The 19,074-nt window shown below is 42.5% G+C and carries 18 protein-coding genes and 1 tRNA gene; 5 read left to right on the top strand and 14 right to left on the bottom strand.

From position 1 onward, the window contains the following. Positions 1–13: 13 nt before the first annotated feature. From rfbC to ACX1N5_RS08685, 12 genes are all read right to left on the bottom strand, one after another. Positions 14–589 carry a dTDP-4-dehydrorhamnose 3,5-epimerase gene (gene rfbC, locus ACX1N5_RS08740; protein ID WP_458801384.1) on the bottom strand — a complete coding sequence of 192 codons (576 nt, stop codon included), beginning with the start codon at positions 587–589 and terminating at the stop codon, positions 14–16. 24 nt (positions 590–613) lie between these two features. Next, entirely contained in the window at positions 614–1,513 is a 900-nt protein-coding gene (gene rfbA, locus ACX1N5_RS08735) for a glucose-1-phosphate thymidylyltransferase RfbA (RefSeq protein ID WP_458801385.1), read from the bottom strand. Then, complete coding sequence (rfbD, locus tag ACX1N5_RS08730) at positions 1,510–2,418, bottom strand: dTDP-4-dehydrorhamnose reductase (protein ID WP_458801387.1); 909 nt, start codon at positions 2,416–2,418, stop codon at positions 1,510–1,512. The genes rfbA and rfbD overlap by 4 nt, the downstream gene beginning before the upstream one ends. Before the next feature lie 10 nt (positions 2,419–2,428). Continuing rightward, positions 2,429–3,508, bottom strand: a complete 1,080-nt coding sequence (rfbB, locus tag ACX1N5_RS08725; protein WP_458801389.1) for a dTDP-glucose 4,6-dehydratase — start codon at positions 3,506–3,508, stop codon at positions 2,429–2,431. Positions 3,509–3,591: 83 nt separating this feature from the next. Beyond that, a complete protein-coding gene (locus tag ACX1N5_RS08720; protein WP_458801391.1) occupies positions 3,592–4,623 on the bottom strand; it encodes an ELM1/GtrOC1 family putative glycosyltransferase in 1,032 nt (343 codons plus the stop codon). Further along, a complete protein-coding gene (locus tag ACX1N5_RS08715; RefSeq protein ID WP_458801393.1) occupies positions 4,616–5,611 on the bottom strand; it encodes a glycosyltransferase in 996 nt (331 codons plus the stop codon). Before ACX1N5_RS08715 ends, ACX1N5_RS08720 begins: the two co-directional genes overlap by 8 nt. 12 nt (positions 5,612–5,623) lie before the next feature. Further along, positions 5,624–6,397, bottom strand: coding sequence for a polysaccharide deacetylase family protein (locus ACX1N5_RS08710; RefSeq protein WP_458801585.1), 774 nt, complete (start codon positions 6,395–6,397; stop codon positions 5,624–5,626). Between the two features lie 45 nt (positions 6,398–6,442). Beyond that, positions 6,443–7,333 (bottom strand): ELM1/GtrOC1 family putative glycosyltransferase, encoded by an 891-nt coding sequence (locus tag ACX1N5_RS08705; protein WP_458801395.1) that lies wholly within the window; start codon positions 7,331–7,333, stop codon positions 6,443–6,445. Between the two features lie 66 nt (positions 7,334–7,399). Then, positions 7,400–8,326: a branched-chain amino acid transaminase gene (locus ACX1N5_RS08700; RefSeq protein ID WP_004749729.1), complete on the bottom strand. Its 927-nt coding sequence runs from the start codon at positions 8,324–8,326 to the stop codon at positions 7,400–7,402. A gap of 26 nt (positions 8,327–8,352) precedes the next feature. Beyond that, the gene (gene glnE / locus ACX1N5_RS08695) at positions 8,353–11,097 is read right to left on the bottom strand and encodes a bifunctional [glutamate--ammonia ligase]-adenylyl-L-tyrosine phosphorylase/[glutamate--ammonia-ligase] adenylyltransferase (RefSeq protein WP_131381268.1); all 2,745 of its coding nucleotides are present in this window, start codon (positions 11,095–11,097) and stop codon (positions 8,353–8,355) included. Positions 11,098–11,173: 76 nt separating this feature from the next. Next, positions 11,174–12,445: a sensor histidine kinase gene (locus ACX1N5_RS08690; protein ID WP_131381269.1), complete on the bottom strand. Its 1,272-nt coding sequence runs from the start codon at positions 12,443–12,445 to the stop codon at positions 11,174–11,176. Positions 12,446–13,213: 768 nt separating this feature from the next. Next, positions 13,214–13,300, bottom strand: a tRNA-Leu gene (locus ACX1N5_RS08685). Between the two features lie 181 nt (positions 13,301–13,481). On the opposite strand from ACX1N5_RS08685, the gene queA reads away from it, so the two are divergent. From queA to ACX1N5_RS08670, 3 genes are all read left to right on the top strand, one after another. Further along, positions 13,482–14,513 carry a tRNA preQ1(34) S-adenosylmethionine ribosyltransferase-isomerase QueA gene (gene queA, locus ACX1N5_RS08680; protein ID WP_458801397.1) on the top strand — a complete coding sequence of 344 codons (1,032 nt, stop codon included), beginning with the start codon at positions 13,482–13,484 and terminating at the stop codon, positions 14,511–14,513. Positions 14,514–14,619: 106 nt separating this feature from the next. After that, positions 14,620–15,645, top strand: a complete 1,026-nt coding sequence (locus ACX1N5_RS08675; protein WP_458801399.1) for a hypothetical protein — start codon at positions 14,620–14,622, stop codon at positions 15,643–15,645. 19 nt (positions 15,646–15,664) lie between these two features. Beyond that, a complete protein-coding gene (locus tag ACX1N5_RS08670; RefSeq protein ID WP_458801401.1) occupies positions 15,665–16,234 on the top strand; it encodes a LemA family protein in 570 nt (189 codons plus the stop codon). A 29-nt stretch (positions 16,235–16,263) separates the two neighbouring features. Here the strand turns inward: ACX1N5_RS08670 and ACX1N5_RS08665 are convergent, their stop codons facing one another. Next, complete coding sequence (locus ACX1N5_RS08665) at positions 16,264–16,767, bottom strand: GGDEF domain-containing protein (protein ID WP_458801587.1); 504 nt, start codon at positions 16,765–16,767, stop codon at positions 16,264–16,266. Continuing rightward, positions 16,728–17,189 carry a PAS domain-containing protein gene (locus tag ACX1N5_RS08660; protein WP_458801403.1) on the bottom strand — a complete coding sequence of 154 codons (462 nt, stop codon included), beginning with the start codon at positions 17,187–17,189 and terminating at the stop codon, positions 16,728–16,730. Before ACX1N5_RS08660 ends, ACX1N5_RS08665 begins: the two co-directional genes overlap by 40 nt. Before the next feature lie 301 nt (positions 17,190–17,490). Here ACX1N5_RS08660 and tgt point away from each other — a divergent pair, with 301 nt between their 5' ends. Then, positions 17,491–18,621 carry a tRNA guanosine(34) transglycosylase Tgt gene (gene tgt / locus ACX1N5_RS08655; protein ID WP_004902172.1) on the top strand — a complete coding sequence of 377 codons (1,131 nt, stop codon included), beginning with the start codon at positions 17,491–17,493 and terminating at the stop codon, positions 18,619–18,621. An 82-nt stretch (positions 18,622–18,703) separates the two neighbouring features. Beyond that, the gene (gene yajC / locus ACX1N5_RS08650; RefSeq protein WP_131313644.1) at positions 18,704–19,033 is read left to right on the top strand and encodes a preprotein translocase subunit YajC; all 330 of its coding nucleotides are present in this window, start codon (positions 18,704–18,706) and stop codon (positions 19,031–19,033) included. Positions 19,034–19,074: the final 41 nt, after the last annotated feature.

Raw genomic sequence — 19,074 nt, 5'->3', positions numbered from 1 at the left:
AAATACCTATAAATTAAAACAATGCCTGCGCAGTAAGTGCCTGTGCAAATGTTGCAGCTTCTAAATCTTTTGCAGTCAATTTAAGCTGCATATCTGCTTCTATTGGCCAATCAATTGCAAGCTTAGTATCATTCCAGACTAAACTACGCTCACACTCTTTCGCATAATAATCAGTTGTTTTATATAAAAACTGCGTATTGTCTTCTAAGGCAATAAAACCATGGGCAAAGCCCGCAGGAATCCAAAACTGACGATGATTTTCACCTGTCAACTCCACACCAACCCATTGCCCAAATGTTGCTGAATCTTGACGAATATCGACCGCAACATCCCATGCACGACCTTGCACCACACGTACCAGTTTACCTTGTGCATGAGGGTTAAGCTGATAATGCAAACCACGCAACACGCCTTTTTGTGACATCGAATGATTATCTTGAACAAAGTTTGGAATCGTAAGGCCTCGCTCTGCCAAAGCCTGTTCAAAGTTTTTCTGATTAAAACTTTCCATAAACCAGCCGCGCTCATCAGCAAATACACGAGGCTCAAAAATCAACAAATCTTTAATCTTGGTTTCAATAATATTCATGCTATGTCACTCAATCTGGCTACTTTAGGCTTGTTTTGCTTGGTGTTCTTGATGCAATTTTAGCAAATACTGACCATAACCCGTCTTTTTAAAGAAATTAGCACGCGCCAACAACTGATCAGAGCCGATCCAGCCGTTGTTAAATGCAATTTCTTCCAAGCATGCCACTTTAAGTCCCTGACGGTGCTCAACTGTTTGTACAAATTGGCTCGCTTCCAGCAATGAGTCGTGTGTACCCGTATCTAGCCATGCAAAACCACGTCCCAACAACTCAACATTTAGTTGATTTTGCTGTAAATACACATTATTTACATCAGTAATTTCCAGTTCACCGCGTGCCGATGGTTGAATATTTTTAGCAACTTCGACCACGCTATTGTCATAGAAATACAGGCCTGTCACAGCATAGTTTGATTTTGGCTGTGTTGGCTTCTCTTCGATGCTAATCGCTTTACCTGTTGAGTCAAATTCAACAACACCAAAACGCTCAGGGTCATTGACATAGTAACCAAAAACTGTGGCACCTGAAGTCTGTGCTGATGCGCGTTTGAGTTGTTGGCTAAAACTTTGACCATAGAAAATATTGTCGCCTAAAATCAAACAGACATTATCCTGACCAATAAACTCTTCACCCAAAATAAAAGCTTGTGCTAAACCATCAGGTGATGGCTGAACCTTATAAGACAACTTGATCCCAAGTGCTTCGCCTGTACCCAGTAATTTTTCAAAATTTGGCAAATCTTCAGGTGTTGAAATAATCAAAATTTCAGAGATACCCGCCAACATCAGCACAGATAACGGATAATAAATCATCGGTTTATCGTAAATTGGCAACAGTTGCTTTGATGTCCCCATCGTAATTGGATATAAACGGGTACCCGAACCACCAGCAAGAATAATGCCTTTACGTTTTATTTGACTCATACGATGATTTCTCCTAAGACTTGTTCCACACCTTGCTGCCAATGCGGCAAATGCAGATGAAATTGTTGTTGTAATTTTTGGGTATTTAAACGTGAGTTTAAAGGTCGTTTTGCTGGTGTTGGGTAAGCTGTGGTTACAATCGGATGTACCTGTTGCAACTTCAAAACCAGACCTTTGTGTCGAGCTACATCAAATATATATTGTGCATATTCGTACCAAGAGATTTCACCCGAAGCCGCGAGATGATAATGCCCACACAATTGTTGCTGTTGTTCAGCCGCTTGTAAACTGTAATAGCGAATTGCCTGTGCAGTCACATCAGAAATTAAAGCTGCACCTGTAGGTGCACCAATCTGATCAGCAATAATGCTGAGTTCTTCTTTAGCTTGCGCTAAGCGTAGCATGGTTTTTACAAAGTTCTGACCATGCGTGCCATAGACCCAAGAAGTACGGAAATTCAAAAATTGTACAGCACTTTGCTCAAGTGCCACTTCGCCTGCACGCTTGCTTTGACCATAGACATTTTGTGGTGCAGTTACATCTTGCTCCTGCCATGCTTGTGTACCTTCCCCTGAAAACACATAGTCCGTGGAATAATGAACTAACAAGGCGTCCACTGCTTGGCACTGTTCAGCCAAATGTTTAACTGCCAAATGATTAATGAGGTTGGCTTGTTCAGCTTCTGATTCAGCCTTATCGACAGCCGTATATGCCGTAGCATTGACTACAATGTTCGGCTGAACCTGCTGAATAAGTTGAGTGATCACATCAAAATTGGTGATATCACCACACAAGCCTTGCGCATTGGTATGGCGATCTACGGCAATCACCTCCCCTAGAGGCTGCAAAGCACGTTGTAGTTCCCAACCCACCTGACCATTTTTACCCAATAAAAGAATTTTCATTCGTCATTCCTTACTGAGCTGATTCAGTATGATACTGCTGTGTTAACCAGTTTTTATATTCACCACTTTGTACGTGCGCAACCCATTCCTGATTATTCAAATACCACTCGACCGTTTTGCGTAATCCTGTTTCAAAACTTTCTTGTGGCACCCACCCTAAGTCTTGCTGAATCTTGCTGGCATCAATCGCATAACGTAAATCATGCCCAGGGCGATCAGTCACATAAGTGATCAAATCTTGATAATGAGTAACGCCTGCGGGTTTGTTCGGTGCAAGTTCTTCTAAAAGCTGACAAACGGCTTTAACCACATCGATATTCTTTTGTTCGTTATGCCCACCAATGTTATAGGTTTCACCTACTTGTGCCTGAGTCACGACCTGATACAGTGCCCGTGCATGATCTTCTACATACAACCAGTCACGAATCTGCTGACCATTGCCATAAACAGGCAATGCACGACCATTCAAGGCATTCAGAATAATGAGTGGAATCAGTTTTTCAGGAAAATGATATGGACCATAGTTATTGGAGCAGTTGGTAATCAGTACAGGTAAACCATAAGTACGATGCCATGCACGAACTAAATGATCTGAACTGGCTTTACTCGCTGAATAAGGCGAACTTGGGGCATATGGTGTCGTTTCATGAAATAAATCATCAGTGCCTTCCAGATCACCATACACTTCATCAGTGGAAATGTGATGAAAGCGAAAAGCCTGCTTTTTCTCAGTAACTAAGCCGTTCCAATATTGGCGAGCGGCTTCAAGTAGCTGATATGTCCCTAAAATATTGGTTTCAATAAATGCGGCTGAGCCTGTAATTGAACGATCCACATGTGACTCGGCTGCCAAATGCATAACTGCATCAGGCTGAAAATCTGAAAATAGTTGATCTAGCGCAGCACGGTCACAAATATCAGTTTGTGAAAATTGATAGCGAGAACTTTGAGCAATACTTGATAAAGACTCTAAATTCCCTGCATAAGTCAATTTATCGACATTTAAAACTTCATCTTGGGTATTTTGAATAATATGGCGAATGACAGCCGAGCCAATAAAGCCTGCACCACCTGTGATTAAAATTTTCATCTTAAAATCGTAATACTAAAAATTCTGCTTAGTATAACCAATTCTCTATACACAACAGTTAAGAAATCACGGGGGATTCTGACTTAACTGCAAGCAAATAGCTGTTTATGTAATTGTTGTGCCAACATTTCACTCGGCTCAAGCGTTAAGGTATGCTGCTGTTCTACTTTAAACGTAGTATTGAGCTGTGCAATTGAAATGACTTGCAAAAGCTGTTGTTGACTCAAGCGCTCAAGTACATTGTGAAATTGTTCATCGGGCTGCCAACGCTCAGGCAAATAAGCAACCACAGGACGCATGGCAGAAACACTTTCCATCAGCATAGACATGGAATCAGCACTACAAAATACGCGTGTCGAAACCGCCAAAAACTGATGCAAAACCGAACGTGGCTGTTCCGCCCACCACACTACATCCGCAATACACTCAAAGTTCAGGTATTGCTGCAAAATTCTTTCAGCCTGTTGCCCTGTACGGCGTGAGGTGCTGAGTAACCATTTAATCCGATGCTGACGTGCCAGCAAGTTCATCTGTTTTGCCAGTTGAATCCAATCTTGTTCCTGATATTGTGCTCCTGCGCCATCTCCACCGATCAGCATCGTCCATACTTGCTGCTCGACATGTGGATGCTCGGAGTGCCATCGCTTGCCATGCTGTTCCAAAGTTGTCTGGCTTAAAGGCATCGGCGACACAGGTAAGCTAATAAATGGTTTTGGCAAATCTGGTTCGAGCACCAAAATTGCATCAAACAATTCAGCTTTAAGTTGACGCAGTGAACCACAGAAAATATTTTTTGCACCAAATACCTTGGACAACCACACGATGGCATAGGCACTATTTCCACCTGCACCAACCACAATATCTGGGCGTGCATTTGGCAAAGCATCTCCCTGATAAAACTGATCAATTTTTTCTGCTTTAGGAATTTTATAGTTGAGTAACCAGGTTAAAGGTCTGCGATAAAACTTATGCTTTAAGGTCAGTTCAATCCAATGCACCTCTAATTCAAAATCGCGTTCCAGAGCAAACAGTACACCTTTAGACTGATTAAAATGCCCTGGCACACCATCACTCACCACCCAAACAATTTTTTTTGTTTGATTCAAATTAGGCATGGCTGAGTTCCTGATAAACTTGTAAGGTATTGTGTAATACAGCTTCTAGCGTTAACTGTTGCTGAGCAGATTGATAAATCGGTTCTGAACGCTCAGTCAGTTGCTCAAAATGCTGCACATGCCGTTGAATTAAATCATGTAAAGCAATGACATCATCCGCAGGGCACATCAACTCAGGCGGTAAAATTTCTGCAACCATACCAACATCCGTTGAAATCACAGGGCAATGCACCAAAAGCGCTTCAGCCAGCGTATAAGGGCCACCTTCATTACGCGATGAGATCACCAAAAAATCTGCCTGCTGCATCAACGTGGTAATATCATTGCGATGTCCAAGCAATTCAATACGATCCGCTAAAGCATACTGCTGAATTTTTTCTTGTAGCAACGCTCGATCTGGCCCCTCACCCACAATCCAGAGTTTAGCATCAATTCCTTGCCATGCTTCAACCAGTAAATCAAAACCTTTGGCTGGCACGAGACGTGCAACCGCGATCGCTTGTAAAGGTTGATGAGGCTGTTTTTGTGCTGTCTGAAGTACAGGCGGCTGAATCCCATTTAATACCACACGCACACGGTCTTGCTGACTAAACTGATTGGCGACCCGTCGACTCACTGCAATAATTCGATCATATTTTTCAAATGCCTGAACATTACGTTTTAGGTTATGTAGTGTCGCTACACTTGGAATTTTGAGCCATTTCAGCATTGGTGCAATCATGGATACGGCTTTGTTGGCTTGCACATGCAAGATATCGGCATGAGTGGCTTTGATGACTTGATACAATTGCCACAGCAAAATCGGGTTTTTACGGCTCTTGCTTAAATCCAAGGCTTTAAATTCAACGCCACTGACACGCTCTGCGTACTTCTCATGAGCGATGAGTGTCACCTTTTGTCCTGCTTGTGCCAAACCATTTGCCAGTTCAACTACATGCTTTTCCAAGCCACCCTCTTCGTCACCTGCCATGACCATACAAATATGCATTATTATTCTCTCTTATAGCCCGCGCTGACCCAGTTTCAGGCGACATTTCACTGCAAATATCGAATCTTTACCACTAATCTTGATACGCTGTAACTGCATAAAATCAGGCTGTGCAGTATCAATGCCTTCTTTAGTGGTCACGGCATTGCAATAACCTGCCTGTTTTGCCAGTTCAACATCACGCTGGCTATAAATCCCGAAAGGATAAGCAAAACTGGTCACAGGTTGCCCAATCATCTGTTCGAGCTGTTGTTTCGATTGCACCAGTTCTTGCAAACATTCTTCATCTGTCAACTTATCCAAGTTGGCATGGGTCATAGTATGTGAACCAATTTCAACCAAACCACTCTTCGCCAAAAATTGGACTTGTTCATCACTCAGTTTTGGCTCAAGTGCCAGTTCGCCACTGTTATGATGGGCTTTTTTATAGGTCGACCAGTCGCGGTCATGACGGTCAACCACCACATAAATCGTGGCTTTGGCCTGATATTTTTCTAAAATCGGATAGGCATTTTCCAAGTTATCCAGATAGCCATCATCAAAGGTAATCGCCACGGTTTTTTCAGGATGTTTGCCCCAGTTCTGCTGAAGTTCCTGCATGGTGACAAAATGAAAACCCTGTGCTTTCATCCACGCCACTTGCTTTTCAAATTCGGCAGGAGTCACACGCAGTTTATTGAATTTTGCGCCATCAATATGCTCACGCACCATGTGATACATCAAGACACGCGGACGTTTCCAATCAATTGCAGGTTTCCACCACGCATATTTATAACTAAATGCCATCACCGCAAGCAGCACAATCAGAGCCAAATAAATCACATGGTTAACCTAACAAGATTGAAGTAAATATGTTGCCACACGCTCTGCTTCTTTAAAAGCACTCGCAGCAGGCAGTTGTTGTAAATGGGTTGTCGAGGAGACCAATTGTTTTTGTAGCAGCCCATCAACAGCTTGCGTAATACGGTCTTGCTTGAGCCGATCAATCTCAATCAGCCCAACACGGCAACCTGCAGTCAGGGCTTCAAACAGCATCGATACACTATCTTCAGTCACCCAAACCGCTTCGGCTTTTTGCATTTCTTCAAAAATCCAGCCTTGTGGCGTTTGTTCTACAGGGAAAATCTGTAGCTGAGCCGCATAAGGTTGTTGTTGTAATTGAGTTAGAAAATCACTCGGAGTACGGCGTGATGTGGTGAGAATGATAGTCACTGTTGACTGCTGTTCAGAAATTTGCCGAATTGCTGTCAGCACCTTTTCAGTATTCCATCCATGACGTTTGGAGGAACCACCCAAAGCAATCAAAATTCGGTTGGCTTGATGACGTTGCTGATTCACGATCGGATTTAACGCACCTTGGGTCACGATGACTTTGTCCGATGCAGGCACAGCATCATGCTCAGGAATCACGGCATAATCAAAACATTCCAATGGCAAACTCGGCTTCATCAGAATCACGGTTTTAGCATGTGGGTAAACTTTACCCATGAGCCACACGCGCAAATGGGTATGGCTCCCGACGCCAAAAATAAAGGTCGGGGTTTGCTCAACCTGTGCACACTGCCGAGAAAAAATAGCACCCATCAAACTCAAAATCGGCAAATCAGCAATCGAGATTTCCTGAAAAGAGCTGTTCGCATGTTGGCGCTGCATCGCCTGATACAATCCCAAAGCTTGGGAACGATGTCCTGCCTTACCGTCACTGATATACACCACATGCATACTGATTTTTCCACTCGCATAAAAAAAGCGAAACCGAAGTTTCGCCCTTATCTTAACTGATTCGACTTATTTTACGTAAGTTAACCAGTGTTCGTATTTCGGATTTTTACCTTGAACGGCATCAAAGTAAGTCTGTTGAATCAACGTGGTGATTGGACCACGGCAACCTTCACCAATTTGACGGTCATCGTATTCACGAATCGGAGTCACTTCAGCAGCAGTACCTGTAAAGAATGCTTCATCAGCGATGTAGAATTCATCACGGGTAATACGACGTTCAATCACTTCAATACCTAAGTCTTTGGCAATGGTAATAATCGTTTGACGGGTAATACCATCAAGCGCACCGCCTGCAATATCAGGAGTATGCAATTGACCATCTTTCACCAAGAACACGTTTTCGCCAGAACCTTGGCACACGTAACCTTGTGGATCCATCAACATTGCTTCGTCGTAGCCTGAATGAGCCACTTCCTGATGTGCAAGGATAGATAAAGTATAGTTACCAGATGCTTTTGCCTTACACATGGTCACGTTTGGATGGTGGTGCGTAAATGAAGAGGTTTTTACGCGAATACCTTTCGCCATCGCTTCTTCACCAAGGTATGCACCCCAGCCCCATGCTGCAACTGCGGCATGAATCGTATTGTCAGTTGCGGCAATACCAAGTTTTTCTGAACCAATCCAAATAAGCGGACGTAAATAGCAAGAAGCCAATTTATTTTCACGTACTACATCGATTTGCGCTTGCTCTAACGTTGCCTGATCAAATGGAACTTTCATTTGATAAATTTTTGCAGAGTTAAGCAAACGTTTGGTGTGTTCTTTTAAACGGAAAATCGCAGTTCCTTTTGGTGTTTCATAGGCACGGACACCTTCAAACACGCCCATACTGTAGTGTAGTGTATGGGTTAAGACGTGAATTTTTGCATCACGCCAATCTACTAATTTTCCATCTTGCCAAATAAAACCATCACGATCAGCCAAATTCACGGCACACACTCCAAATTTTCACATCATTATTCACTGTCCAAGGCTTGTGCGCTTGGATCAATTAATCTCTGCCATAACTTGCAAACGATCTCGCGGGTGTCGCGCCATTGTGCAGCTTGAACTTGCATGTTTTTGTTTGCAAGTGCTAGACGGTGGCTCTCGGCTCGTTCACTGAGATAAGCTTGAATCAAAGCCTGCGCATCTTGGCTGGGTAAGCAATCTAACCGCGCAGCATCTTCAAGGATTCGGACATTGTCGGAGAAATGGGCGAGATCGGGCTTCGTCCCACTCCATGCCAACACCATATACTGTGCCATAAATTCAATGTCAACGATACCACCTGCATCCTGTTTTAAATGAAAAATCCCATCTTTTTTTTGCTCTTTGCTTGAGCCTAAATGGTCTTTCATTTTCTGGCGCATTTTTAAGACTTCAGCCTGAACTTCACTTTCATCACGTTTTTGCGTCAGAATTTCACAGCGAAGCTGCTCAAATTGCTGTCTTAAGCCCAAATCTCCCGCAATTGAACGCGCGCGAACCAGTGCCTGATGCTCCCAAAGCCATGCACTTTTCATTTGATATTGCTCATAAGCTTTCAGGCTGGTCACCAGCACTCCAGCCTCGCCCGAAGGACGCAAGCGTGTATCAATTTCATAGGCACGACCGTCAAGGGTTTGCGTGGTCATCAGCGACATAAATTTCTGTGCAACACGCAAAGCAAATTCAAAACCGCTAATCGATTTACGTCCATCGGTATCGGCCTGTTCATCCAGATAATGAATAAACACCAGATCCAGATCTGAACCATAGCCTAGTTCAATGCCGCCGAGCTTGCCATATCCAATCACAATAAAGCCTTTTTGATCGATTGAGCAGCGTTGACCATCTTGCGTGACAGGATAACCATGCTTTTGCGCCACCATCTCATAAGCCAGATGCAAGGTGGCTTCGACACAGACTTCAGCAATATCGGTCAGGGCATCGGAGACTTTCATCAGTGGGCTTTCAGCAAGGACATCGCTGGCAGCAACTGCCAATACATGGCTTTTCTTAAATAAACGTAACACACGCATCAGGTCTTCCACCTGATCCAGTTCAATCCGCAATAACTGATAACGCATAGAAGCTTCTAAATCAGCACGACGTGGCAGTTCGAAATCCATCGACAAGAATTCATCGAGTAACACAGGATAATGCGTAAGTTCCTCACAAATCCACGGACTGACTTCTGACATTTTCACCAAGCGCTGCAACGCCCCTTTATTTTCAATCAGCATCACCAAATACACGGTACGGCGCATCACCGACTCAATCAGCGGCATCAGACGCAGCAATGCCACTTGTGGCTGCTCAGCTTGTAAAATTGCAGCAATCAGTGGCGGCCAAAAAGCTTTTAAACGTTCAACCGCTTTGGCAGGTAATTTTTTAATGGCATGTCCGTGCCAGAATTCATGAATCAGGTTTTGTGCATCATCATCCAGTACAGCAAGTAACTGTTGCTCGAGTTCAGTACTATCTGCATCATGCTGATCAAATTCATTTTCCCGAATCAGGTTTTTAAATTGCAAGCTGACCTTGTCACGTTTCTGGTTTAGCACATCGAGGAACTCATCCCATGTGGCATAACCCAAAGTTTCGACCATACGCTGACGCAGTACAGGCTCAACAGGCAGCGCTTGGGTTTGCTGATCATTGAGTGCCTGAATCGCATGTTCCACCCGACGCAAAAACAGATAGGCATCTTCAAGGTCACTGACAATACGTGGCTCAAGTAAACCCACTGCACCAATATGCTCAAGGCTGGTCAAACAAGTACGGTCTTGCAATTCCAGTTTTGAACCACCGTGAATCAGCTGAAACACCTGCACAATAAATTCAATTTCACGAATACCGCCTGCGCCCAGCTTGATGTCATCGTGAATATTGCGGCGTGCCACCTCACGTTCAATCATCTGTTTCATTTCACGCATGGCTTCAAAGGCGCTATAGTCGACATAACGACGGAACACAAAAGGACGGGTCATTGCCATCAGGCTATCGCCTTTTTCGCCCGTAATGACTCGCGCCTTAATCCACGCATAGCGTTCCCACTCACGTCCATGCTGAATCAGGTATTTTTCTAAAGCGACATGACTAATGGCGAGTGCCGAACCATCTCCCCACGGACGCAGGCGCATATCTACCCGAAACACAAAACCTTCTGCGGTTATGTGATCCAGCAGATAAATCAACTTTTGCCCCCATAAAATACAGAACTGCTGTATTTCAATACATTTGCGCCCATTGGTTTCACCTTGCTCATCGAAGGCAAAAATCAGGTCAATATCACTCGATAAATTCAGTTCTTGCGCACCGAGCTTGCCCATGCCGATCACGATCAGATCCTGTACCTGACCGTCATAACCCATCGGTTCGCCATATTTTGCCAATAACGCTGGCAACGCAAAGGCTTTGGCTGCACAAATACAGGCATCGGCAAAATCGGAAAGTTCACGAGTAAGTTGTGGCACGGTGGTCTGTTGGTTAGCGTCTTGCCAGATCCAGCGAAACATCAGGCGGGCACGTAAAATTCTTAACTGACGCATCCATTGAATTTCATCATCGATACCTGCAAGCGTTTGCTCAACATAAGCAAAAATTTCTGTGGTTGATAAAGTCTGATGAAAAGGATGATCTTGGTCATCTTGCTGTAATTGCTCAGCATACTGTGCCAAGACTTGTTCTGCGTATTGACTGGCGTGAAGTGTTTTTTGTAATTGATCGTGGTTCATGATCAGCATATTTCCCCTATAGCTAAGCTAGTTATAGCAGGAGAAATAAACTTTTGGAAAATAAAAGTGAGCTTTTTTAGTGCGTAGCCAACTGATCTTGGTGTAATGCTAATGCACTATGTTCATCTTGGGCTTTCGGCAAGATCACCGTAAAAGTTGTGCCCTGACCTTCTTTGGAAATGACCCGAATTTCACCATGATTTAAGTCAACAAAGCGTTTACACAGCACCAGACCCAAGCCCGTTCCACGCTCACCTGCCGTACCTTTTAGCGAGGTTTTAATGCGTGGCTCAAATACATGCTGCAACTGCTGCTCAGTCATACCCAAACCTGTATCGGTTACAGACAGTTGAATCTGTTCCCCATGCACACAAGCGCTAATCGTGACTTGGCCCGTGCCATCAACAGGTGAAAATTTCAAAGCATTTGAAGTTAAATTCTGTAGCACCGAGGTCAACATATTAATGTCAGCAAACACTCGAATATCATCAGGAACCTGATCTACTAAGCGGATTGTCTTTTTCAAAGCGAGGCTGCTCAGCACATCCGTGACAATATGACTGCATTGTTTGAGCTTAAAATTAATTGGATGATAAACAAAATGCCCGCCCTCGGCCATCGCCCAGTCGAGCAGGTTTTCAAGCAGATTGTAAGTGGATTTGGCCGTGTCATTCAAATAACTGGCAATATTTTGAATACTGGCATGATCTAGAGTATCGAGTTCTTCGGCTAAAACATCGGAAAAGCCCAGTAAGCCATGAAAAGGGGCCCGCAAATCATGTGCAATAATTTGAAAAAACTTGGTACGGCTATAATTCAGTGCTGAAAGCTGCTCATAGGCTTCTTTAAGTTCGGTGTGTTCAAATTTCAGCTCGATATAGCCCAGCATAGCTTCCAATAACACTTCAATCTGCTCAATGTCCTCAGGATGGAATTCATCTGCTGCCTGATCAAAAAATACCAGTTGACCAATACTGTTTTGATTCACCACCAGATTTAATGCAAGCAACCGCTGATGGTCAAAAAAATGATGTTTTAAGTGTTCTGAAAATTTTGAATAGTTTGGATGTTTTGGGGAAATGACAACAGCATCTTTGGTATAGCAGGCTTGCAGTTGAGCCGCCAATTCAGGATTTGCAGGGTAAGCTTGAAAGCCCTGTTGGGTAACAAACCAAGTGTAAGGTTCATGATGAAATGCCCAAGCAGCAAATTCTACATTGAGTAAACGGCGCGCCATTTTCAAAAAAATGTCGATCTGATTGCGCGAGCTAGTAACCCCCAACAATAAGGACAGCTTACAATCACTCATTTGATCGGCTTGGTTGAGTTCTAACAATTTTGGCTGCATGCCTCGCCTCACATATCCATCCGTACTGGCATTGTTTTCAAGTATTACCTTAATGAAAACCCCGTTCCCAATTAACAAAATAACACACTAAAGTCATTTTTCTAAAACAAACATTAAATCATTTTATCTTTTTTGTAACCAATACCTTCCGATCATAGCTATATAAATCATAAGGTTTTTTAATTTTTTCAAAATTATCTATGCTCATTTTTTTTGCCAACTAGATCACTAATTTTAGAATTTTAAAAGAAAGTCAATTGCAAATTATTGTGATGAAAATTCGCAACACATTTCACTCAAAAATTCCAGAAAAACCGTATGCATGAAAAAAATAACCATCAATTTGGAGCAACAATAAGCCTGCCAGATTAAGAAAACATGACATAAAATTGAATCAAAACCTTTCTGCTTATCCATAAAAACTCTCAATGAATGTATCGGCTGCCAAAGCCACCTCACCCGATGATCAAACAGATTGTCTTTAGCACAAAAACTGAGCAAGAGCAGTTTTAGCTGTTCCTTATAAAGATAAGTAGATCCAATGTAGGGAATCACAAAGATTAGCTTGCTTCACGATTGTCTTTTTAGGCAGCAAAAATCTGCTCTGGGTGTTTTTATTTTGATTAGCAAAAAAATGAATTTAAAGGTAAAAATCCAATCAACGATTAAATACTTTTCTATTGGGAATAATATAAATTTATATTTTTTATAAACAAAAAAAACCGAAGCGTTTGGCTTCGGTTTTTTTAAATCTTGGTACCAGATTTATGGTCCCGAGGGTCGGACTCGAACCGACACGTTCTCTCGAACAGTGGATTTTGAGTCCACCGCGTCTACCAATTTCACCACCTCGGGATTAAGTATGGCTGGTTTACGCTGTGTATATTATCTTATTTTTAAAATGTGTCAACGCCATTTCTACACCATTGCTCACTTTTAAAACAAACAATTGATACTTTGGTGTTTTTTTCAGCAAAATCGACCATAAAACGAAAAAAGTTTATAATAGCTACAATCTTTTTCCCAGATTTTGGCTATGCAACTCTCTGACTTTAACTTTGAACTCCCAGATCATCTGATTGCCCGTTACCCGCTTCAGTCACGTACTTCATCACGTTTATTGCATTTACATGCCGACGGAAAATATCAAGATCACTGTTTTACCGATATTTTAGAACTGTTCAATCCTGGCGATTTAATGATTCTAAATGACACCAAAGTCATGAAAGCCCGCCTGAAAGGCAAACGCGCTACTGGCGGAGCGGTTGAGGTGTTGGTTGAGCGCATGCAAGATCAATTTGTTGCGCACTGCCACATTAAAGCCAGCAACTCCCCTAAAGCTGGTGCAGAGCTGTTTATCGGTGAAGATGAAGTCAAAGTGACGGTTCAAGGACGTCATGAAAACTTATTTATTGTGGAATTTTCGCAGCCGATCCTCACCGTACTCGATCGTTATGGTCAGTTACCGATTCCACCGTACTTTAACCGTGAAGCCGAGGCAATTGATACTGAGCGTTATCAAACCGTGTTTCATGACCCCAATAAACTCGCCAGTGTTGCTGCACCCACTGCAAGCCTGCACTTTGATCAGCAGCTTTTGGCTGAGCTAGAACAAAAAGGCATACAGAAAAGTTTCGTGACTCTACATGTGGGTGCAGGTACGTTCCTGCCTGTACGTACTGACAATATTGAAAACCATATTATGCACAGCGAATGGTGCGATGTACCTCAGCACACCGTCGATCTGATTCGTGAAACGCAAGCTCGTGGCAACAAAGTCATTGCGGTGGGAACCACTGCAACCCGTGCCCTTGAAAGTGCAGCTCAAGCCTATGGTGGAAAAATTGACGCCTGGACAGGTGATACACAAATCTTTATTTATCCTGGATATCAGTTCTGTGTAGTGGATCGTTTAATTACCAACTTCCACTTACCTGAGTCAACATTGTTGATGTTGGTTTCAGCACTCTCGAATCAAGAGAATATTTTAAATGCCTACCGACATGCAGTGAAACAGCAATACCGATTCTTTAGTTATGGTGATGCCATGCTGATTGACCGTGCATAACGCTATTAAACGAGACTAAAAGGCTACTTCAAGTAGCCTTTTTTTATAGATTACAAAAACATAAAGAATGGTTAAAATAGCGCTGTTCAATTTGAGTTGTATCACCATGCCGATGGATGCCCTCCAGCAAATCCTGCATATTCAGCGCAAGAAAAATCAGCAAGTCATGCGTAATGTGGCGCGCCTGTGGGATATTGGACAGAAAGCTCAAACGCCTGATGAACTGCTGGATGCGTTACACCCTTGGGGTGAAGATCGCGATTTACGCTTTTATAATGTATTGCCCATGTTTTTGGTGATTGCTAGTGTTCTGGTACTGATTTTAGGCGGTTTGCTGCATCACTATTTTCCATTCTTTTTTACATTACTGACAAGTGCTGGCTTAGGTTTCTGGGCCTATCTCATTCATGAAAGTCAAAAACCGATTGATGAAGTGATTCAGTTTTTACGTGAACGCATGCTCAGTCTGCGGTACGATTTAAACTTTCAAAAACTCCCTGACAACTTTACTGACCCGAGCAGAACCTTTTCAGTACTGGCGCAGCTCAAAGCCCTGTTTCCACTATTTTCCAAAGGAACCGAAGTCAATCGAGTAGATTACTTTGCGTCAACTACATGGTTACATGACGGGCAATGCTACCCTGTGATTATTTTTCAGTATGATTATATCGTTGAGGTTGCAACCACCAACCAACGCGGCGAGCGCAATGTGATTCGGAAAATTAACAAACGCCAATGGGGTACGTTTATCTTTGATGCACCTGTGCTGGGGTTAGCGATTAGCAATACGGGCAATGATTTTTTCCCGCCTTATATCCAGGAATGGGAAACTAGCGATATTCAGACCAACCGCAAACTGGATATTTATGGCTGCGATGCACATGAGACTGCCAAACATATCACTCCAAGTTTCACATTAAAACTGTATGATTTTTTTGAAAAATTTACAGGAGATTTACTGTTTCACCCACGTGAAAGTATTGTATGTTATTTAGGGGAACAAGACTTGTTTCGACTACAGAGCAAACAGGTCGGGATTCAAGAGATTTCTCACTTACGCGGACATCTAAGAACGCTGGGCATGCTGGAATACGATTTATTCAAAGAACATATGCTCAAACTATTATCATAATTTTTATAGGATTCTATTCATGTTTGGCTTTATTGTCTTTTTCGGTTTTTTTATTGTGCTGATCGTTTGGGGAATCATGATCCGCAATAATATTGTGCGTTATCTGAATGCGACACAACGTTCATGGGCAGAAGTGGCGAACTTTGAACTACAGAAAGTCAAAACACTGGATCATCTTGAAAAAACCCTTGCCCAATATACTCATTTTGAAAAAAGCACACTGGAAAAAGTGACTGAACTACGCCAACAGATCATGAATTTGAATCTGCACCACACTGACACTTCACATTTACAGCATATTGAGCAACTCAACCAAGAGTTGATACGCAATCTAAACCTTGTGGTCGAAAATTACCCTGAACTTAAAGCCGATCATTTGTACAGTCAAATGATGCAGGAAATTCAGGAGCAAAATGAAAATGTCAGTGCGGCAATTAGTATTTTTAACCGTAACGTGGAAGCCTTCAATAACCAGATTGAAGTCTTCCCGAATAATATGATTAATACGATGACTTTGTCGAAGAAACCCATTCGCCCATTTCGTGATCCAATTATGAATCAGTCATATAGCTACCGCCCCAACTTTTAACATCAGTACGATGATGGGCTATCTGGTGATCAGGGCGAATGATATCGAACCTGATTTCGACCTTGATCTTTGGCCAGATACAACAATTCATCGGCTGAACGGATAAAGCTTTCAACTGTGAGGTATTGCTGAGTTTGCCCGTGAGTATTAACCCCAATACTCACCGTAATTTTAGGAGCTTTGGCTGCACTGATCAGCGGCATTTCAATACAATTGACTGCTTTTCTAAAATGTTCAGCTAGGCGAATGGCTTCTTCCTGTGAGGTTTCTGGCAAAATCACCACAAATTCCTCACCGCCAAAGCGTGCCACAAAATCATAAACTCGACTAAACATTTGTTTTAATAACTGTGCCACTGCAATCAGGCAATAATCACCCTGCAAGTGTCCATATTCATCATTGTACTTTTTAAAATGATCGATATCGATAAACAAAATCGAAAGGGGGCGCTCATTACGCTGTGCCCGTTTAAATTCTTGTTCAAGGCGTTCTTTTAAGGCTTGCCGATTAGAGACTTGCGTGGATCTTGTAATAAAAGCTCCTGATTGCGCTTATTGAGTTGTTCGAGCTCTAGCTCAAGCCGTTTACGTTCAGAAACATCAAACATAAACCCGATCAAGGCTGTGGTTTTGTTATTTTCACGAAGTACATGCACCACATCACGAATCCAGACATAATCGCCCTTTTGGTTAAACACCCGATAATCAGCTTCATGATCTGTTCCTTTATTAGACAAGGCCATACACACATTGAGTGTAGACTCCCGATCTTCAGGATGCATAAGGTCAATCCAGTCCTGTACTGTTTTAAAGCTATCTGGTGTCCAACCTAAAATGTCTTCAATTTGTGGGCCAATATAGCTAAATTCCTGGGTTTCCCAATCTACTTTCCAAGGAATCGCTTTGGTTGTCTCAACCAGTGCTTTATAAAATTGCCATTCTTTTTGTTCATTCATATAATCTTCATCCTTTAATTTTTATATAAGAACAATCTATAATTTTTAGAAGTGTATGCTTATTGATTAAAATTTAATCAAAAAAAATTAATAAAAAACGCAACAAATCATTGCAGCCATAGAGTGCAAATCATTTAGATTTTCAATCCACATCCATGATGATTTTTCTTCATATTTTATGAATGAATTTAACAGTTCCATACATCACAAAACTGGCGTTTATATACAGAATCAGGGAGAATAGCCCTCTTTTAGCTTGAACAATCAGCGAACTGTTTTTTCGCCTTGATTTGGATGTTATATGAAGTTTGAGAAGTTAACTCAATCGGGTCGCGCCCGTCGTGGTCGTTTAACCTTGGAACACGGTGTAGTTGAAACGCCTGTGTTTATGCCTGTGGGCACTTACGGCACAGTCAAAGGCATGTTGCCGCGTGACATTGAAGAAATTCAAGCCCAAATTATTTTAGGCAACACCTTCCATTTGTATTTACGCCCAGGCCTAGAAGTGATTAAAGCCCACGGCGGCTTACATGACTTTATTAAATGGAATAAACCGATTCTGACTGACTCAGGCGGTTTTCAGGTGTTTAGTCTAGGCGCAATGCGCAAAATTAAAGAAGAAGGTGTCACCTTCCGTTCACCGATTGATGGTTCAAAAGTGTTTTTATCGCCTGAAATTTCGATGGAAATTCAGCACACGTTGAACTCTGATATTGTCATGATTTTTGATGAATGTACCCCTTACCCTGCCACGCATGACGAAGCACAAAAATCGCTTCAGTTGTCACTGCGCTGGGCAAAGCGTTGCAAAACCCATCATCATGATAAACTGAACAACAAAAATGCCTTGTTCGGTATTATTCAGGGTGGCATGTACGAAGACCTGCGCGACGAATCTTTAAACGGTCTTTTAGAGATTGATTTCGATGGTTATGCGATTGGTGGTCTATCTGTCGGTGAACCAAAAGAAGAAATGATTAAAGTACTGGATTATCTGCCAAACAAAATGCCGGCAGATAAACCACGTTACTTAATGGGTGTCGGTAAACCTGAAGATATCGTTGAAGCGGTACGCCGTGGTGTCGACATGTTCGACTGCGTCATGCCAACCCGTAATGCACGCAATGGACATTATTTTGTCACTGATGGTTTGGTCCGTATTCGTAACAGTAAATACCGTCATGACCAAAGCCCGCTTGACCCGCACTGTGACTGTTATACTTGTCAAAACTTTACCCGTGCTTATTTGTTCCATTTAGAAAAATGTGGAGAAATGCTTGCGTCAATGTTGGGCACGATTCATAACCTTCGTTATTACCAACGCTTGACTCAAGCCATGCGAGATGCACTCGATGCAGGTACTTTTGATGCCTTTGTCGAAGACTTCTACCAGCGTCGTGGTTTAGAAGTTCCAGCTTGCCCAGCCGACTAATTCGCAATATTTGCGCTAGAGAGCAAGACAAGGTAAATTGCTCAAATAAGTCAGTAAATTTTATTTTTATTAGGAAACACAAATGAGTCTGTTTATTTCTACAGCATATGCCGCAGACGGCGCTGCACAACAACCAAGCATGATTGCCAATGTCGGGATGATTATCGTATTTGTTGCGATTTTCTATTTCTTGATCTGGCGTCCACAATCGAAACGTGCCAAAGAACACCGTACTCTGGTTGAAAGTCTAGGTGTGGGCAGCGAAGTGGTTTTTGCAGGTGGTTTGATGGGACGTATTCTCAAACTTGAAGGTGATTATGCTGTGGTTGAGCTAAGCCGTGGCAATGAAATCAAGATTCAACGTGCAAGTGTCGTTTCAGTATTACCAGAAGGCACTCTGAATAGTCTTTAATTTTCTCCTTAAGTCGTGCAATCGCACGGCTTTCTCATTTT

It is taken from the genome of Acinetobacter sp. ANC 4636, assembly GCF_054454555.1.
Note: the sequence above shows the minus strand (reverse complement) of the source record. Positions and strands in the feature narration are given on the sequence as shown.

Bases quoted from the DNA above. Each gene is read 5' to 3' on its own strand.
- rfbB (WP_458801389.1), bottom strand. From the start codon at position 3,508: ATGAAAATTTTAATCACAGGTGGTGCAGGCTTTATTGGCTCGGCTGTC.
- ACX1N5_RS08675 (WP_458801399.1), top strand. From the start codon at position 14,620: ATGCCGATGGATGCCCTCCAGCAAATCCTGCATATTCAGCGCAAGAAA.
- tgt (WP_004902172.1), top strand. From the start codon at position 17,491: ATGAAGTTTGAGAAGTTAACTCAATCGGGTCGCGCCCGTCGTGGTCGT.
- rfbD (WP_458801387.1), bottom strand. From the start codon at position 2,418: ATGAAAATTCTTTTATTGGGTAAAAATGGTCAGGTGGGTTGGGAACTA.
- ACX1N5_RS08705 (WP_458801395.1), bottom strand. From the start codon at position 7,333: ATGCATGTGGTGTATATCAGTGACGGTAAGGCAGGACATCGTTCCCAA.
- ACX1N5_RS08710 (WP_458801585.1), bottom strand. From the start codon at position 6,397: ATGGCATTTAGTTATAAATATGCGTGGTGGAAACCTGCAATTGATTGG.
- ACX1N5_RS08660 (WP_458801403.1), bottom strand. From the start codon at position 17,189: ATGAATGAACAAAAAGAATGGCAATTTTATAAAGCACTGGTTGAGACA.
- yajC (WP_131313644.1), top strand. From the start codon at position 18,704: ATGAGTCTGTTTATTTCTACAGCATATGCCGCAGACGGCGCTGCACAA.
- rfbA (WP_458801385.1), bottom strand. From the start codon at position 1,513: ATGAGTCAAATAAAACGTAAAGGCATTATTCTTGCTGGTGGTTCGGGT.
- ACX1N5_RS08720 (WP_458801391.1), bottom strand. From the start codon at position 4,623: ATGCCTAATTTGAATCAAACAAAAAAAATTGTTTGGGTGGTGAGTGAT.
- ACX1N5_RS08690 (WP_131381269.1), bottom strand. From the start codon at position 12,445: ATGCAGCCAAAATTGTTAGAACTCAACCAAGCCGATCAAATGAGTGAT.
- ACX1N5_RS08670 (WP_458801401.1), top strand. From the start codon at position 15,665: ATGTTTGGCTTTATTGTCTTTTTCGGTTTTTTTATTGTGCTGATCGTT.
- ACX1N5_RS08715 (WP_458801393.1), bottom strand. From the start codon at position 5,611: ATGCATATTTGTATGGTCATGGCAGGTGACGAAGAGGGTGGCTTGGAA.
- glnE (WP_131381268.1), bottom strand. From the start codon at position 11,097: ATGAACCACGATCAATTACAAAAAACACTTCACGCCAGTCAATACGCA.
- rfbC (WP_458801384.1), bottom strand. From the start codon at position 589: ATGAATATTATTGAAACCAAGATTAAAGATTTGTTGATTTTTGAGCCT.
- queA (WP_458801397.1), top strand. From the start codon at position 13,482: ATGCAACTCTCTGACTTTAACTTTGAACTCCCAGATCATCTGATTGCC.